The sequence below is a fragment of the Capnocytophaga haemolytica genome, assembly GCF_001553545.1.
Taxonomy (GTDB): Bacteria; Bacteroidota; Bacteroidia; order Flavobacteriales; family Flavobacteriaceae; genus Capnocytophaga; species Capnocytophaga haemolytica.
In genome coordinates this window covers 135257-152809 of sequence record NZ_CP014227.1, presented here as the reverse complement: position 1 = coordinate 152809, position 17553 = coordinate 135257, and the positions used below count along the sequence as shown (strand labels likewise).

At 47.3% G+C, this 17553-nt stretch carries 15 protein-coding genes; 12 read left to right on the top strand and 3 right to left on the bottom strand.

The window, feature by feature from the left end; all coding sequences use genetic code 11:
• Positions 1–19 precede the first annotated feature (19 nt).
• The 11 genes from AXF12_RS00735 to dusB all read left to right on the top strand — a co-directional run bounded on the left by AXF12_RS00735 (position 20) and on the right by dusB (position 11083).
• A complete protein-coding gene (locus AXF12_RS00735; protein WP_066427713.1) occupies positions 20–1336 on the top strand; it encodes a hydroxymethylglutaryl-CoA reductase, degradative in 1317 nt (438 codons plus the stop codon).
• Between the two features lie 109 nt (positions 1337–1445).
• Positions 1446–2393, top strand: coding sequence for a transporter (locus AXF12_RS00730; protein WP_066427711.1), 948 nt, complete (start codon positions 1446–1448; stop codon positions 2391–2393).
• Entirely contained in the window at positions 2380–3501 is a 1122-nt protein-coding gene (locus tag AXF12_RS00725) for a GNAT family N-acetyltransferase (RefSeq protein WP_066427709.1), read from the top strand. Before AXF12_RS00730 ends, AXF12_RS00725 begins: the two co-directional genes overlap by 14 nt.
• 13 nt (positions 3502–3514) lie before the next feature.
• Positions 3515–3883, top strand: a complete 369-nt coding sequence (locus tag AXF12_RS00720; RefSeq protein ID WP_066427705.1) for a four helix bundle protein — start codon at positions 3515–3517, stop codon at positions 3881–3883.
• Between the two features lie 76 nt (positions 3884–3959).
• Complete coding sequence (locus tag AXF12_RS00715; RefSeq protein ID WP_066427703.1) at positions 3960–4676, top strand: ZIP family metal transporter; 717 nt, start codon at positions 3960–3962, stop codon at positions 4674–4676.
• Between the two features lie 122 nt (positions 4677–4798).
• Positions 4799–5056 (top strand): FeoA family protein, encoded by a 258-nt coding sequence (locus tag AXF12_RS00710; protein ID WP_066427701.1) that lies wholly within the window; start codon positions 4799–4801, stop codon positions 5054–5056.
• Positions 5057–5090: 34 nt separating this feature from the next.
• Entirely contained in the window at positions 5091–7088 is a 1998-nt protein-coding gene (feoB, locus tag AXF12_RS00705) for a ferrous iron transport protein B (RefSeq protein WP_082752950.1), read from the top strand.
• A 24-nt stretch (positions 7089–7112) separates the two neighbouring features.
• Positions 7113–7880 carry a patatin-like phospholipase family protein gene (locus AXF12_RS00700; protein ID WP_066427696.1) on the top strand — a complete coding sequence of 256 codons (768 nt, stop codon included), beginning with the start codon at positions 7113–7115 and terminating at the stop codon, positions 7878–7880.
• A gap of 81 nt (positions 7881–7961) precedes the next feature.
• Entirely contained in the window at positions 7962–9164 is a 1203-nt protein-coding gene (gene hflX, locus AXF12_RS00695; protein WP_066427694.1) for a GTPase HflX, read from the top strand.
• A 9-nt stretch (positions 9165–9173) separates the two neighbouring features.
• A complete protein-coding gene (locus tag AXF12_RS00690; protein WP_082752949.1) occupies positions 9174–10115 on the top strand; it encodes a transporter in 942 nt (313 codons plus the stop codon).
• Entirely contained in the window at positions 10109–11083 is a 975-nt protein-coding gene (gene dusB / locus AXF12_RS00685) for a tRNA dihydrouridine synthase DusB (protein ID WP_066427690.1), read from the top strand. The genes AXF12_RS00690 and dusB overlap by 7 nt, the downstream gene beginning before the upstream one ends.
• Before the next feature lie 12 nt (positions 11084–11095).
• Here dusB and AXF12_RS00680 read toward each other — a convergent pair whose 3' ends face one another.
• The 3 genes from AXF12_RS00680 to AXF12_RS00670 form a co-directional block, all read right to left on the bottom strand.
• Positions 11096–11926, bottom strand: coding sequence for a hypothetical protein (locus AXF12_RS00680; protein ID WP_066427687.1), 831 nt, complete (start codon positions 11924–11926; stop codon positions 11096–11098).
• Between the two features lie 78 nt (positions 11927–12004).
• Complete coding sequence (locus tag AXF12_RS00675) at positions 12005–14392, bottom strand: outer membrane beta-barrel family protein (RefSeq protein ID WP_066427685.1); 2388 nt, start codon at positions 14390–14392, stop codon at positions 12005–12007.
• 418 nt (positions 14393–14810) lie between these two features.
• Positions 14811–15254 (bottom strand): hypothetical protein, encoded by a 444-nt coding sequence (locus tag AXF12_RS00670; protein WP_066427684.1) that lies wholly within the window; start codon positions 15252–15254, stop codon positions 14811–14813.
• Between the two features lie 113 nt (positions 15255–15367).
• Between AXF12_RS00670 and AXF12_RS00665 the strand changes: the two genes are divergently transcribed.
• A complete protein-coding gene (locus tag AXF12_RS00665) occupies positions 15368–17530 on the top strand; it encodes a S9 family peptidase (protein ID WP_066427681.1) in 2163 nt (720 codons plus the stop codon).
• Positions 17531–17553: the final 23 nt, after the last annotated feature.

Sequence of the window (17553 nt, the reverse complement as noted above, 5' to 3'; positions counted from 1 at the left end):
AATTAAAGAATGAAAAAATATGAACACTGACAAACGTGTAGAGGGCTTTTCAAAGCTCACCAAAGAAGAGAAAATACAATGGCTGTGTAGGACGTATTTCTCTGAGGAGACATACGCAGCGACGTATTTCAACCGCTATAATAATGCCGATGCAGCTTTGCAAAAACGCCACGATGAGTTTATCGAGAACGCTGTGGCAAATTACTACTTGCCCTTTGCGGTAGCACCTAACTTTTCTATCAATGGCAAGGTGTATACGGTGCCGATGGTTATTGAGGAGAGTTCGGTGGTAGCGGCTTGCAGTAGGGCGGCGAAGTTTTGGCAGAGTAAAGGAGGCTTTCAGGCAGAGGTGCTCTCTACTGAGAAAAGCGGGCAGGTACATTTCTTCTTCTATGGTGAGAAGGAACATCTGCAAGCCTTTCTCAGTGCTATTAAGACGAAGATGCTCGACAATTGCAAGCCTATCACTGCCAATATGGAAAAGCGCGGTGGGGGTATTACCTCTATCACCTTGCTCGACAAGACCGATGAACTGCCACATTATTACCAGCTTTTCGCCACTTTCGAGACCTTGGATGCAATGGGGGCGAACTTTATCAACTCTTGCTTGGAGAGTTTTTCGAATACTTTTAGGGCAGAGGCAGCACACGACCCAAATATTGATGGCAACTACGAGATCGTGATGTCAATCCTCTCTAACTATGTGCCTAAGTGTTTGGCAAAGGCGAGTGTAAGTTGCCCTGTGGAGCTGCTTACAGTAGGCGATATGAGTGGCGAGGAGTTTGCCCAGAAGTTCGTGCGAGCGCTGGCAGTTGCCAATGCCGATGTATACCGTGCGACGACTCATAACAAAGGGATTATGAATGGTATCGACTCGGTGATTTTAGCTACAGGCAACGACTTTCGCGCCATAGAGGCAGGTGCGCACGCCTACGCAGCACGCTCGGGTAAGTACCAAAGTTTGACAAGAGCTTTGGTGGAGAATGGTATTTTTAGTTTTGAAATAGAAATCCCTTTAGCCTTAGGAACTGTCGGTGGGCTGACCACCTTGCACCCCTTGGCTAAGACTGCTTTGCAGATACTCGAAAACCCCAATGCCGAGACCTTAATGCAGATCGTTGCTTGTGTAGGTTTGGCGCAGAACTTCTCCGCAGTGAGCTCGCTTATCACCCTTGGTATTCAGAAAGGGCATATGAAAATGCACCTGATGAATATCCTTACGCAGTTAGGTGCTACCGAGACAGAGAAGCAATATGTGGTAGATTATTTCAAGAATAAAACTATTTCCCATAGCGAAGTGGAGAAGCTCCTTGCCGATTTGCGTAAAGATAAATAAGAAAAAGAACTTCTTTTATTTGTTTAATACATAAAATAGAACTACCTTTGTCGCCTTAAATTGCAAGAAGTGTATTGTAGGCTTCTTTGCTACTAAACTCGTACAAAAGATGAAAAAGTTATTTTTATTACTGCTAATCAGTGTATTACCAGAGGCTTTGCAAGCGCAATACACTGAGATTATCAACTCTAACCTACCAGGGACCTCGCAGAGTGCTTATGCTGTGGGGGGGCGTGTGCTGCAATTTGAGGGTGGTGTATGGTTTGAAAAGAACCAACATAAGTACACCGACACCCGTATGGACTTCACAGGGGTGAACTACGCCGTGCGCTATGGCTTTTGGCGTGAGCAGTTTGAAATGATGCTCAACGGTACCCTTGCTTACGACTACACTACCGCACCCGCAGGCAACAGTTCGCACTTCGGGTTCGTCAATAATACCGTTGGGGCAAAGTACCTCATCTTTAAACCTGAGTTTTTAGACGAAGAAAAGAGTATATACAGCTGGCGTGCTAACAACTCTTTCCGCTGGAAGAACCTCACCCCCTCAGTGGCGGGCTACCTCGGGCTGAACTTCCTGCCCAACAAGCGTTATTTCTACGAGACTATCCCCGTGCTCTCGCCCAAAGCAGCTGTGATATTGCAAGCAGAACCCATACCGCGCGTAGTGTTCGTGCTCAACGGCATTGCCGACCGCTTCTTGGAGAAGCACCCCGAGTACAGCTTTATTGCTACCGTTACCCACAACCTACGCGATGGGCGTTTTAGCATCTTCGTAGAGCAGCAGGGCGTAAGCAGTTATTACTACAAGGATGCCATCACTCGTATGGGAGGGGCTATGTTGCTCGGCGATTTAGAAAACGCCATACAACTCAACGCTGAAATGGGCTTCGGCTGGAAGGATACCCCCTCGCGCTATATGGGGCTCATAGGTGCCTCGTACCGCATCGACAATCACAACAGTTTTATAAAGAAAAAGCTAAAAGAACAAGTAGAGCCTACAAAGATTAAAGGAGCTAAAAAACCTAAAAAGAGAAAAAAGAATGATCTTGATTAAAGAAGTCGTTACCGAGAAAGAACTCACTGGGTTCGTCAAATTCCCAATGCAACTCTACAAAAACCACCCCTATTGGGTGCCACCACTCATCAGTGAGGAGCGCGCCGTCTTCGACAAAACCCAAAACCCCGCCTTCGACAATGCCCAAGCGTGGTTCTACCTCGCCTATAAGGACGGCAAACCCGTAGGGCGCGTGGCTGCCATCATCAATCAGTACGACCTCAAGGCAGGCGTGAAGAAACTGCGCTTCGGCTCGTTGGATATGGTAGACGACCTCGAGGTTACCCGCGCACTGATCGACAAGGTAAAGGAAAAAGCCCGTGAACACCACCTCGCCTATATCGAGGGACCTATGGGCTTCTCTAATATGGACAAGGTAGGCGTGCTCACCGATGGCTATGACCATATAGGAGCGATGGCAACTTGGTACAACTATCCTTACTACAAAGCCCATTTAGAAGCACTTGGGCTTACCAAGGAGAAGGGCTACATCGATATGTCGTTCTTGGTAGAAAATGCTAAGCCTGCAATCTTTAAGAAAACCGCCGAAGCCATCAAAAAGCGCTATGGCGTGCGTCTGCTCGATACACGCACCAAGGACGATGTGCTCAAGCACGTAGATGCCCTCTTCGACCTCTACAACGACACCTATTCAAGGCTTGCATCGTATGTGCCTGTAAGCGAGCGACAACGCGAGTACTTTAAGAAGAAATACGTACCCTTTATCAACCCTGAGTACATACGCTTTATAGTGGATAAAGAGGGCAAACTGATATGCTTTGCCATCGTATTGCCGTCCTTCTCTAAGGCACTACAAAAAGCCAAGGGCAGTCTTTTCCCTTTTGGCTTTTGGCATCTACTCAACGCCAAGAAAAAGCACGACACGGTGGAATTCTACCTCATAGGCGTAGCCCCTGAATACCAGAGCAAAGGCATTCCTGCCCTGCTCTTCGACTATTATTACGACGTATTTACCAAGAACGGCGTTACGCACTGCGTCATCACTCCCGAACTCGAGGACAATATCCCTATTCAACAACTCTGGAAGAGCTTCGACCCTATCATCCACGCTCGCCACGCAACCTACAAAACAATGATTAATGAGTAAAGAGTAGAGAGTAATGAAGAATAATATTACAAAAGAGAAGAGTTTTCTTTTTGCAATACGAATAGTAAACCTCTATAAGTACTTGACTGAAAGTAAACGAGAATTTGTGCTATCCAAACAAGTACTGCGAAGTGGTACAGCCGTAGGGGCAATGATTAGAGAGGCAGAGTATTCAGAGAGCAAAGAAGATTTTATTCATAAGTTAGCCATAGCACAAAAAGAAATGAATGAAACCCTCTATTGGTTAGAACTACTTTTCAGAACTAATTATATCAATACAGAAGAATTTGACAGCATAGCAAACGAAGGAGTAGAAATTATGAAATTACTTGTAAGTAGTACAAAAACAGCAAAAAACAACCTAAAAAAGAGAGAACAATGAGTAATGAGTAGAGAGTAAATTGCTAACGCGCCGAACTCATTACTCTCTACTCATTACTCTCTACTCATTTAAAAAGATGAATTATTTACTTCCTTTTCTCGCCGTAGTGTTAGGCTATGGCATTGTGATACTCTTTCAGCCTGAGCGACAGCGTTATATCAAACTGTTGTTGTCGTTCAGTGGGGCTTATTTGCTCGCGCTGACCGTCTTTGTGCTCCTGCCCGAAGTCTACCATACACACAATGAGGCATTAGGCAGTGGGGTAGGAGAGGGGCACGACACGCACTACATCGGGCTGTTCGTTACCGCGGGGGTACTCTTGCAGATCGTTTTAGAGTTCTTTTCCCACGGGGCTGAACACGGGCACCCCGACAATGAGGCGCACCCCACAGCAGCCTTTCCCCTTGCACTCTTCGTCAGCCTGAGCATTCACTCCCTCCTTGAAGGCTTCCCACTCTCGCACAGCCATAATGAGAGCTTGGTATATGGCATCTTCGTCCATAAGCTCCCCATAGCCATAGTGCTTACGACCTTCTTTGTGCACGCAGGTGTTAGCCATTGGAAGACGGCACTGTTTCTACTTTTATTTGCTTTGATGACCCCGTTGGGCACTTACCTGAGCAGCACTGTGCCTTCATTGGTACATTACCACACTGAGCTCTCAGCGGTGGTTATTGGTATTTTCTTGCATATCTCAGCAGTTATTTTGTTTGAAAATGCTGAGGGACATCGCTTTAATTTACTGAAATTTATTAGTATCCTTGCAGGTTTTGCGCTTGCGTATTTAACGTAGGTTTGTTGGGGGTTCGTTCGGGCTTCGTTTTTTCAAGTAAATTACAAAGGTTATTTCTTGTGTATTCCACTTTTAGTTGTACCTTTGCGCTCTGATATTCATTCTAAATAAAAAGAAGTCTTATGGAGCCTACAAATGTTAAGCCCTTTACTATTGCCGACCTCAGCAAGGGTGAACGCGGCGTTATCACTGCTATCGATGCCCAGCGGGTGCCGCTTAAGCTCATTGAGCTGGGCTGCTTTATAGGTAGTGAGGTGCAAATTCTTCAAAAAGCGGCTTTTGGCGACCCTATCTATATGAATATGAACAATTCATATCTCTCCATTCGCAAAGATATGGCGCAGATGATTGAAGTAGAGAAGTTAGATAACAGCAATTAGGAATCAATACCTGAAAAGAAAGCAGCAATCAGTGATGAAAAACAATATCAAAATAGCACTTATCGGCAATCCTAATGTAGGAAAGACCTCTATCTTCAACGCTTTGACCGGATTGAACCAAAAGGTGGGCAATTACCCTGGCATTACCGTGGAAAAGAAGATTGGTTCCTGCAACTTAACCCAGCAGCTCAAGGCTGAGATCATCGATTTGCCTGGTACTTACAGTCTTAACCCCAATTCGATGGACGAACAGATGGCAGTGAGCGTGCTAAGCGATCCGCAGGGAGAAGATTACCCCGATGTGGTGGCTGTGGTGTGCGAAGTGGAGAACTTAAAGCAGAATCTGTTGCTCTTCACCCAAGTAAAAGACCTCCATTTGCCCACCGTGCTGGTGATCAATATGGCCGACCAGATGCAGCGCAAGGGTATCAGCATTGACGTCGAAGCATTGGAGCAGGCACTCCATACAAAGGTGGTGCTGGTGAGCAGTCGCAAAGGTACAGGCATCGACACGCTCAAAAAGATGCTCGCCGACTACCAAAGTTTGCCCACCGATAGCTGTGCCGACCTCTCGCGCTTGGGTGAAGCCAATACTGCAAGTGAAGCGGAGGTGCGTCGCATCAAACAGCGCGAGACCATCCTCCGCTATGAGTGTATTAACGCCGCCTTGAAACAGGGCTACACCGTCGATAGAACAAAAGCTACCACCCTGCGCGCCCGTTTGGATAGGGTGCTCATTCACCCCGTGTTAGGGCAGGTGATTTTCGCGGCGCTATTGCTGCTGATCTTCAAATCGGTGTTTGATTGGGCGGAAGTGCCCAAGGGTTGGATTGAGGACGGTATGGCTAAGCTCATTGAATGGGCGGAAAGTGTGCTGCCTGCGGGGGCACTCACTGACCTTTTGTGCAAAGGTATCTTGGCGGGGATTACTGGGATCGTCTCCTTCGTGCCGCAGATCGCCATTTTGTTCTTTCTCATCTCCCTTTTGGAAGAAAGCGGCTATATGAGTCGCGTCGTATTCCTTATGGATAACCTAATGCGCCGTTTTGGGCTCAATGGAAAGAGCGTAGTGCCGCTTATCTCGGGTGTGGCGTGCGCAATCCCTGCGATTATGATCGCCCGCAACATCGAGAACTGGAAAGAGCGACTAATCACCATCCTCGTTACCCCCTTTATGACCTGCTCGGCGCGTTTGCCTGTATATTTGATTATCATAGAGCTGGTAATCCCTGATGGGGATTTCCTGTTTGTCAGCTATAAGGCTTGGGTGTTCTTTGCGATGTACGCTTTGGGTTTTGTGATGGCACTGCTCTCGGCAATGTTACTCAATGCGGTGCTCAAAATGCCTAAATTACAGAGTTTTTTCATCGCTGAGATGCCTGATTATAAGTTGCCAATGCTTAAGAATGTTGGTATTACAGTGTATGAGAAGACTAAGGGCTTTGTATTTGGTGCGGGTAAGTATATCTTGGCAATCTCAGTGATACTGTGGTTCTTGGGGTCGCACGGTGCGGGAGAGCGTTATAACAGTATAGAGACACGAACAGATAGCTTAGCTGAACAGCAAGGCTGGAGTGAGGATGAAAAGGCACATTATATTGAAGGTGAACAATTGGAATACTCCTTCCTCGGGTATTTGGGTAAAGGTATCGAGCCTGTGTTCCGCCCGCTGGGTTATGATTGGAAAATCAGCATCGGAGTGCTCGCATCCTTTGCCGCTCGGGAGACTTTTATCAGTACGCTCTCTACTGTATACAGCTTAGGCGGCGATTTGGACACCGAGGAGGACAGCGGGCGGCAAACTATCCTTGAGCGAATGCGCTCGGAGGTGCGCCCTGACGGCACGCCCGTCTTTTCACTTGCTACAGGCATCTCCCTTCTGCTCTATTACGCCTTTGCGATGCAATGTCTCAGCACGGTAGCCATCGTAAAGAAAGAAACCAACGGCTGGAAATGGGCTTTGCTGCAAATGCTCTTTATGTCGGGGGTTGCTTACATCGCAGCGATGATCGCCTACCAGCTTTTGAAGTGAATTAACAATAAATAAACCTTTGATATGAAGCAATTAGGATTAGTATTCTCGGGCGGGGGCATACGTGCGTTAGCTCACGCGGGACTGTTGAAAGCCTTAGAGGAAGAGGGCATCGCCCCAGCAGTAATTGCTGCTACCAGCGGCGGCGCATTGGTCGGTGGGCTCTACGCCTCGGGCATCAAAGCCGAAGCAATGTTCGATTTCTTCACCCAAACGCCGCTTTTCAAGTTCTCGCACTTCACTTTTAAGAAAGTAGGTTTGCTCGACAGTGCCAAATACCCCAAACTCTTCAAAAAATATATCCCTCAGCAGACCTTTGAGGAGCTTGAGACCCCCTTATGGGTCGCCACCACCAACCTACTCAGCGGCAAGGTACAGTATTTTGGCAAAGGCGAGCTCATACGCCCGTTGGTAGCTTCCGCAGCGCTGCCGCCCTACTTCTCGCCCGTGAAAATAGGCGACGGGCTCTACTGCGACGGCGGCGTGCTCGACAATTTCCCCATCGACGCCCTCAAAGGGCAGTGCGAGGTGGTCATCGGAAGCTTTATCAACCCCTTAAAGACCGTTACGGAAGCACACTTAGGCAGCACGCTCAAGTACTTACAGCGCATTTATGACATTATGCTCGATGGACACTACGCCCGCAAGTTCAAGAAGTGCGATTTGCTCTTCCTACATCAATTGGACAACATCGGGGTGCTTGACGTCAAAGAGTTAGAAGCCGCTTTCACCTACGGTTACCAGCAAACTAAGGCACGTATGGGCGAAATCATCGCGCTTTTGCAGGCGTAGAAAGAGTGAATTGAAAGAGGAATACTGTTTATTCTTCAAAAAAGTACTACCTTTGCCGAAATTTTCTGATAAAACAGCAATATGCTTGAAAAAACAGACCTTAGTTATGAGAAAGTGGTGCTGGTGGGAATCGTAAACCAGAGCCAAGATGAGCAAAAATCAAAGGAATACTTAGACGAGTTGGAGTTTCTGACTTTTACGGCTGGGGGTGAGGTGCTGGCGCGCTTCACCCAAAAGCTTGATGTGCCTAACCCCAAGACGTTCATCGGTACGGGAAAGCTGGAGGAAGTGGCTGCTTTTGTGGTGGAAAATGAGGTGGGTACGGTGGTCTTTGACGATGAACTGACACCTGCCCAACAGAAGAACATCGAACGTGAGCTTAAGGTGAAGATTCTCGACCGCACGGGGCTTATCTTAGACATCTTTGCACAGCGGGCACAGACGAGTTATGCCCGCACACAGGTTGAATTGGCGCAGTATGAGTATCTATTGCCGCGCCTTACGGGCTTGTGGACGCACCTCGAGCGGCAGCGTGGGGGTATTGGTATGCGTGGGCCTGGAGAGACGGAGATAGAGACTGACCGCCGTATCGTCCGCGATAGGATTGCGCTGCTGAAAAAGAAACTTACGGCTATCGATAAGCAAATGGCCACGCAACGTAGCAATCGTGGGGCATTGGTGCGGGTGGCACTCATTGGGTATACCAATGTTGGGAAATCAACCCTGATGAATGTCATTAGCAAGAGTGAGGTGTTTGCTGAGAATAAGCTCTTTGCCACATTAGACACGACGGTGCGCAAGGTGGTGATTGAGAACTTGCCGTTCCTTTTGAGTGATACGGTGGGGTTTATACGCAAGTTGCCTACGCAGCTGGTGGAGTCGTTTAAGAGTACGCTCGATGAGGTGCGTGAGGCGGATTTGCTGCTGCACGTGGTGGATATTTCGCACCCTAATTTTGAGGAGCATATCGCTTCGGTGAATCAGATACTGGGGGAGATTGGCTGTGCGGATAAGCCTGTGATTATGGTTTTCAACAAGATAGATGCGTACCGCCACGAGGTGATCGCCGCTGATGATTTGGCTACGGAGCGCACCTCTCGGCACTTTACATTGGAAGATTGGCGGGCGACGTGGATGCAGAAGATGGGTGCGGATGTGCTCTTTATTTCTGCCCTCAACAAGGAGAATTTAGAGGAGTTTCGGCAGGTGGTGTATGAGAAGGTAAAGGGGATACACATCACGCGGTTTCCGTATAATAATTTTTTGTATGAAAAAATAGAATAATATCTCTCAATGAAAAGAATATTTTTAATAATTGTACTACTTAGTTTTTCTTTGGGGTGGAGTGTAGAACTGCCACCACCTCCAAACCCGTCTCTGTCGCTTCCTTGTCCCCCTTTACTTGTCATTGATGGCGTTCCGTATGATACTTGTGAAGGAGAGTACAAAGGTAAAAATTTTGAGGAGATCCTTCTAATGTTGAATATAGAAAATGAGGATATTATTGGGCTTAATGTATATAATGGGAGTACAGCTATAGCACTTTATGGTAATGCTGCAGTAAATGGTGTTATAATACTCACTACTAAGCGTGCGAACCCTATCAATACCGATCGCCCTGACCAGAGTGAGGGTACGTATGTGATGCACAAAGGGAGTTTTCAGATAGAGAATGGGGTGCAGTTGGGCAAAGAGAGTGCTGAGAACGACTTGATGTTGCGCTATGGTTTGGGCAGTGGTACTGAGGTGCGCTTAGAGGGTGATTTTAACCTCAGAGAGCGTCCGCTGCTTGAGGAACTGACGCTCAGCGCAAAGAAGCGGCTCTTCAAGGGTAAGGGCCGGCTACCTGAAATAACCTTAGTGGGGTACGCGGAGTATGAGGAGGGCATGGGAGGAGCAGACAGGCAGTATATGCTCGATGCTTGTTTGGCCTTTGCTAATGACTTACCCGTGGGGTTTGGCTTGGCTTATAACATTGGCTCTGTGGACTATTTTAAGGCTCTTAAAGCAACCTTTGAGGTGAATTACAGTCCTATGTGGCGAGTGGCGTTCTTTGGGGAGTATTTTGGGCAATACACAAGTACTGACAAGCCAGCGCACGGGCTGGACTTTGGGGTGCAGTATCTCATCACCCGCAAGTGCCAAGTAGATGCAGTGTGGGGCAGAAATATATACAGCAATGAGGCTAACGGCTTTGTAGCGGTTGGCTTCTCATACAGATTTGGAGAATGGTAAAGATAAAAGATATAGAATTGGGTGAGTTTCCGCTATTGCTCGCCCCAATGGAAGATGTGAGCGACCCGCCTTTTCGCCGTTTGTGTAAACTACACGGAGCGGATATTCTCTACAGCGAGTTTATCTCCTCAGAAGGGCTCATACGCGATGCTATCAAGAGTAGGCAGAAGCTCGACATCTTCGACTATGAGCGGCCTGTGGGGATACAGATCTTTGGCGGCGATGAGGAGGCTATGGCACTCTCGGCGCGCATTGTAGAGACTGTAAGTCCTGACTTGGTAGACATCAACTTCGGTTGTCCTGTGAAGAAGGTGGTGAGCAAGGGCGCAGGGGCTGGAGTGCTGAAAGACATCGACCTTATGGTGCGCCTGACAGAAGCAGTGGTAAAGAGCACCTCATTGCCCGTAACGGTGAAGACACGCTTAGGGTGGGACGAGGCGCATATCAACATTGATGAGGTAGCCGAACGGTTGCAAGATGTGGGTATCGCTGCGCTCTCTATACACGCACGCACCCGCAGCCAGATGTACAAAGGGCACTCGGATTGGAGCCACATCGCACGGGTGAAGAACAACCCGCGCATTCACATCCCTATCTTTGGCAATGGCGATATCGATAGCCCCGAGAAGGCGTTGGAATACCGCAATAAGTACGGCGTAGACGGGATAATGATAGGTAGGGCTGCCATAGGCTATCCGTGGATATTTAAAGAGATAAAGCACTATTTTGCTACAGGTGAGCTATTGCCACCGCCCACTATTGCTGACCGCGTGGAGGCAGTGCGCTTGCATTTAGAAGGCTCTGTGGAGTGGAAAGGAGAGCGGCACGGCATCTTAGAGATGCGTCGCCACTATGCCAACTACTTCAAAGGAGTGCCTAACTTTAAGGAGTATCGCAAACAGCTGGTAACAATTGATAGTTATGAGGGGTTGCAAGAGCAACTCAATTTAATAATAGATAGTTTTTAGGACGACCTTATATCAATCGTAGTAAGTGATGGAGCGGATATAGATACGCTGAGGGATGTCATTTCGGTCGTAGGAGATGCATTCTGTCCAATTGCCGTGTGCATCGTACGATGGGTATTCATAGCGGCGATAATCATCCTCTGAGCCGTCTTCATTATACGAAGTAAATGTGCTTATATCTCCTTTGTTGTTGAAGGTGGTTTTTGATCTTATTTTATCACCTCGGTACCTTATCATCTCTCTTTTATTTCCTTTTGAGTCGTAAGTATAAGAGACAGCCTTTATATTTTGTGTTCGGGTAATATTCCAGATCTCAACGAGTCTTTCGTGTTTATCGTACTTATAACTTACACTCTCGCGAAATGTGTCATTAGGAAAGTATTGTGTACTCTCAGCGATTTTACCATTCTTGTTGTACGTATGGCGTACCCAGTCATCTTTTTTGCCCTCTCTATAATGATCCGTTTGGACGAGTTGCCCCTTTTCATTGTATTTAGAGTAGCCTACTGCCTGAAAAATATCATAAGCATACCTACACATCTCAAGCAATTGTCCTTTTTCATTGCGCATAAAAAGTGATTGTTTTAGTAAAGAGCCATCACTGCCGTAAGAGGACATCTCTGTGTTATCGCCCAAAGGGTTGTAGGTCTGTAGTTTTCTTCCGAGATAATCACCCTTGACGATACGCCCTTGCGCATCCTTTGTAGCCTCATAGCTTTGGGAGATGTATTGCTTTATTTTTCCGCACAAATTGTCTTCCTTTGCTGTGGGGACAAGTATATTTTGTGCATTAGCCCAACTGATATACAAGAGTAGTGATAGGACAAATACGGTCTTCTTCATTGTTTAGTAGTTTGTGAATATTAGAGGCTGCAAAGATAATCATTTTCCTTATAAAACCTATCGTGAGTAGAGACTTTTTTATGTTCTGCCTTGTTCTTCTTCATTACCAAAGCCGCGTTTTTGTACTTGCACTTTCTTATTGCCGAAGTTGTACTGTAAATTGAGTTTGAACTGGCGCATATCGCCTTCGTAGTGGAAACGCTGTTTCATACCATTGAGGTGTATGGTGGTGTAGTTAGGCTCAGCACTGAAATTAAAGATATCGTTGGCTGTGAGGCTTAGGATGAGCTTGCGGCCCAGTAGCAACGCCTTGAGCCCTGCATTCACATAGCTATAAAACCCTACGTGAGCGGTAAGCTCGTTATGAGGGGCTATTGTGAGGAAACTAACTTCTGCCATCAGGGTCTTTGTCGGGTTGAGCGTTAGGGTGTTTTCACTCTCGAAATCTACATTCCAGCCGTTGGGAGTAAACGCCCAGCCCATTGTCTCCTCTGTATAGCCGTTGATGGTGTAGCCGCCTTTGGTGTAGATGGTTAGCGCATTAGTTGATTCCCACCAAGGGGCAGGTTGTAGCACTAAGGTCTCAATAAGCCCACATTGCCACATATTAACGTAGTTAGCAGGCTTTAAGTACTGTTGTTGGGTACTGAAGTCAATATGCCCCACGTTGTCAGCCCCGTTGGTATCTAATAAGCCATATACTTCGGTGATGAGTTTCTCTTTGTAGCTGTGCTTGAACTCTATTGAGTTCTCATACTCGGGATCTAAGAAGGGGTTGCCTTCGCGGTACATATAGGCACTTTCGTAGATTCTGAAAGGGTTGAGCTGCCAGTACTGCGGGCGCTCAATGCGCCTATCAAGGCTTAGGTTGAAAGCGTGGTTATCATTAGGGGTATAGCTAAAATAGAGGGTAGGGAATAGCCCCGTCATATCACGCTCGTGTACCTCGCTTGTGGTGAGCTGTGTGCCTTTGGAGAGGGTACGCTCTAAGCGCAAGCCTGCTTGCACTTCCCAGTGCTCACCGAGCTGCTTCTGTGCGCTGAGGTAGAGTGCCTGCACCGTCTCGCGATAGTCGAAGGCGTTGCTTTGCAGGGTATTGAGCACAGGTGTTGAGGGTAGGAGGTCGTAGTTTTTCAGGTCGTTGCGCGTGCGGGTGTACGAGTATTTTGCTCCGTAAGAGAGGTTTGCCCATTTAAAGGGGTGCTCCATATCTATTTTGACACTGTAATTGTCAATCTGGCGATCGGTGAGGTCGCGGGTATGGAAGTTGTTGATCTTATTGCCTATGCGGAAGGAGCTAAAGCGGTTGTCACCCCCATCTTTCAGATGAAAGTAATCGCCTTCGAGGGTCAGTTTGCGCCCAAGAGTGTCGAGCCTCTGGATGTAGTGCACATTGGCGGCGTGGTTACGCTTGTAGGGGTTGTTCGCCCCCTCAGTCACGATTTGTCCAAGAGGGGAGCCTGCATTGCTAATGGTTGTCTTTCCCCAAGAAGTGTTGTCTCTCTCGCTGAAGAACCCCGAATAGATACCGCCGATGCTTGCCCGCTCTGTGAGGTCGTAGTCGATGCCGAGGCGTGCTGAGAGGTAGTCCTGATGTGTTTTGGTTTCTTGAGTGCCAAGCCACGTTTCGGTGGGGTAGTAATATTCGGAGCGGGTGAGTAGGTTGCTATAGCCTTTTTGGGCGTTTGCTGTTGCCGAGATATTCCATTTGTTTTTCTTGAAATTAAAGGTGTTGCTCACATTCGCAATAGGGTACACCGCTTGTGTATAGCCCAGTCGCACGCTGTTGTTCCACGAATCGCTCACCTTCTTTTTGAGTACAATATTTACCAAACCGCCCTTGCCCTCGGCATCGTATTTGGCAGGTGGGGTGGTGATTACCTCAATGCTCTTGATATCGCCTGCGGAGAGGGAAGCGAGGTATTGCTGCAATTCCTCACCGCTCATCTGTACGAGCCTGTCGTTGATAAGCACGCGCATTGATGCCTTGCCTATCACGCTGATTTTGTCGTTAGTAACCAGCAGCGAAGGGGTAGCTTTCAGCGCATCAATGGCGTTGCCACTGCTTGCCATCACGGAGTTTTCTACGTTGAAGATGAGGCGGTCAGTCTTCTGTTCGAGTACTTTTCTTTTGCCCGACACTATTACTTCGCTCAGGACTTGGGTGGCGTTTACCTCTAAATTGCCGAGTTTGAGATCGGTATTTAGTGCTATTACTTTGGTGAGAAGCACCTCGCCCAACTGCCTAACTTCCAAAGTGTAGTTGCCCTTCACTGCCAATAGGCTGAACTGCCCTGCCTCATCGGTGAGCACACTTTTGAGCGGCGTTCTATTTGGTAAATAGAGCACTACCTCTACTGAGGGTAGGGGCGAGGCTTGTTGTAGCACCTTTCCGCTGAGGGTAAGTTCCTGTGCAAAAGTGCTAAAGGCACAGAGAAAAGTGAATGCTAAGAGGATTCTTTTCATAACGTACTGTTTTAGTTTCGGGGCAAAGTTAGGGATGTATTTTATCAAAAGCAAGTTTTTAGTCAATTATTTTTTATATTTATTAATAGTCTAAACAATGAATTATTGTGATATTTACAGTGAAAATACTATATTTTTGATAATATTTCGGTGTTTTTGTTAAATTGTTGATGGGGGGGTAATTTGTGCTTATTGTTGAGAAATTTGGTAGTTGGCGTTGCTTGCTGGGTTTCGACGAGTGATTGTTTCTTGGAGCGTGTAGTATTTCTTCGTTGTCTGTCCGTTATTGCTTCGTTGTTGGTTCGAGGGGAATGTGGGGTAGGAGTGAAAGAGATGTGGGGTGGGTATAAAAAGAGAAGGCGCTCACATCGAGCGCCTTCTCAGCGTTATTAAAATCTAATAAGATGAAAAACTTGTTTTAAATCCAAGTGAGCCATTCTCGCCAAGGGATCATTGATAGGATGAGTACCCAAGCGAAGGTGTAAAACACCGCTATCTTGCCAAATTTGCGCTGTGCGGTCTGTTCCTTCTTGTGCTTGCTCCACCCTATGGTGATCAGGGTTACAGCGATGAGGATCGTCAATGGGTGCTCGACCAATAGCTTGCGGAATAAGGGGTCCTTCATCACGGAACGCATTCCCTCTTCAAATGCCAATAGCTTTGGGGTTACCAACCATAAGATGACGCCTAAGAGCAGTTGGATATGTGCCATTATGAGTGTGAAGAGGCTTATTCGCAGGTCTTTTTCGAGAAAGGATTTTTTTGCGAAGAAGCCTATCAGTGCATTGATAACTGCCACGGTAAGCATTGCTAATACTACGTAGGCGCAAAGTGAATGCACCTGATATACAATTGAATACATATTTCTATTTGTTTATTCGGGCGCAAAAGTACGTATTTTTTTGATATAAAAAGGCTTGCTGTGATTTATTTTTTGTACTTTTGCCCGCTATAATGATATTTTGAATTTATTCTATGAGGCAAGTGAAAAGATATTTATGGGTAGCGGCGGCGCTGCTCGGAGGGTTCTCGGCGGCAGGGCAGGCGCATCGGCTGACGGTTACAGATGCTGCTTATCAGGCTTTTGCTGACCCCAATAGCCCTAATGGGGTTCGCTTTCTTGAGCCCGAAAGTCTTCAAGACCTTCAATGGGTGGAGGGTACGGATCATTTTATTTACAATAAATTGGACTCGTATGTGGTGTGCAATGCGCAAGGCGAGCAATTGCGTGTGATAGGCGATGTGCTGCCTCAGCATTTTCCTTTTCTAAGGCAGGCGCCTGCCATTAAGTACGTCAGCGGTGAGGAGCTCGTCTTTAAGGATGGCGATACGTATTACCGCTATGACTTTATGGGTGATAAGGTGTTGCCAGCGATCCACTTCCCTAAGGATGCTGACCATTTGGAATACAACCCTTTGCGCAAGGTAGTGGCTTATACGCTGGGCAACAATCTGTATTTGGCAAGCCCTGAGGAGAAGCAGATTGCGGTTACTTCGTTTAAGGATAAGAATATCGTGGCTGGACAGGCGATCCACCGCAAGGAGTTTGGCATTACGAAGGGGACGTTCTTCTCGCCTAAGGGTAATTTTCTGGCTTTCTACCAGAAGGACGAGAGCCGCATAGCGGATTATGCTTTTGTGAATTACGACACTGTGCCTGCGCAACCTAAGGTGATTAAGTACGCTTTTGCAGGTGGCCCTAATGAGAAGGCTTCTATTGGGATTTACGATTTTGCTACTAAGAAAGTACATTATTTGCAGGTAGATAATAAAGACGATCACTACCTTACCAATCTGGCGTGGAGCCCCGATGAGAAGTATATTCTCTTGGCTGAGGTGGATAGAGATCAGTCGCATTTTGCATTGAACCGCTACGAAGTGGCTACGGGCAAGAAGGTGAATACGCTTTTTGAGGAACGCAATAGCAAATGGGTAGAACCCGAATCGGCTGCGGTGTTTCTGCCCAATAAGAACGATGAATTTCTGTGGCTGAGTGAACGCAGTGGTTTTACAAACGTGTACCACTACAACCTCAATGGGAAGCTCATTAAGCAGCTGACGAATTTCAAATGGGTAGTGCAATCGGTGGCGGGCTTTGACGCTAAGGGTGAGAATGTGTTCATCGTAGGCACCAGCCCCGATGCGCGTGAGAAGCACGTTTACAAGGTGAACATCAAGAGTCCGAAGAAGGTGGTGCAGCTCACTAAGGTGGCAGGCACACACGAGGCTTCGCTGAGTAGCGATGGTAAGTATCTTTTGGATGTGTATTCCAACGTTACTACACCTGAGGTCACTCAGGTGATCAGCACGGATAATGGAGTGGCGAAGGAAGTGCATAAGGCGGCTAATCCTTTTGAAGGCTTGGCTATCGGCACGACAGAGTTAGTGAGCCTGAAGGCAGACGATGGCACAGTGCTCTACGGGCGTCTCCATAAACCATCGCATTTGGAAGCTAACAAGAAGTACCCAGTGCTCATCTACGTTTACGGTGGTCCACACGCACAGGAGGTAACCAATAGCTGGCTTGGAGGGGCGCAACTGTGGATGCCTGTGTTTGCAGAGAGTGAAGATTATATTGTGTTCTCAGTGGATAACCGCGGTAGTGAGAATCGTGGGTTTGCCTTTGAGAGTGTGATACACCGCCATCTGGGAGATATTGAGATTAAAGACCAGCTCAAGGGGGTGGATTACTTAAAGTCGTTGCCTTACGTAGATGGCAATAGGATTGCTGTGTACGGTTGGAGCTTTGGGGGCTTTATGGCGTCGAGCCTTATCACGCGTGCCCCTGAGGTGTTTAAGGCAGCCGTAGCGGGTGGAGCTGTAACCGATTGGAGTCTTTATGAGGCGATGTACGGCGAGCGCTATATGGATATGCCTCAGGAGAACCTTGAAGGGTATGCCAATAGCCGTGTGATGAAGTATATCAATAAGTTGGAAGGTAAGCTGTTGCTCATCCACGGTAGTGTAGATGATACGGTGGTACCGCAACACTTTATAAACCTCGTACAAGCCTCGCTCAGGGCGAAGAAGTCGGTGGATATGTTTGTCTACCCTATGCAAGCGCACGGGGTTCGTGGCTTGGACTATGTGAACCTATTGCAGCGTATTACGGACTATATCAAGGCTAATAACAAGTAAGCAATAGGCAGGCGTTAGATGAG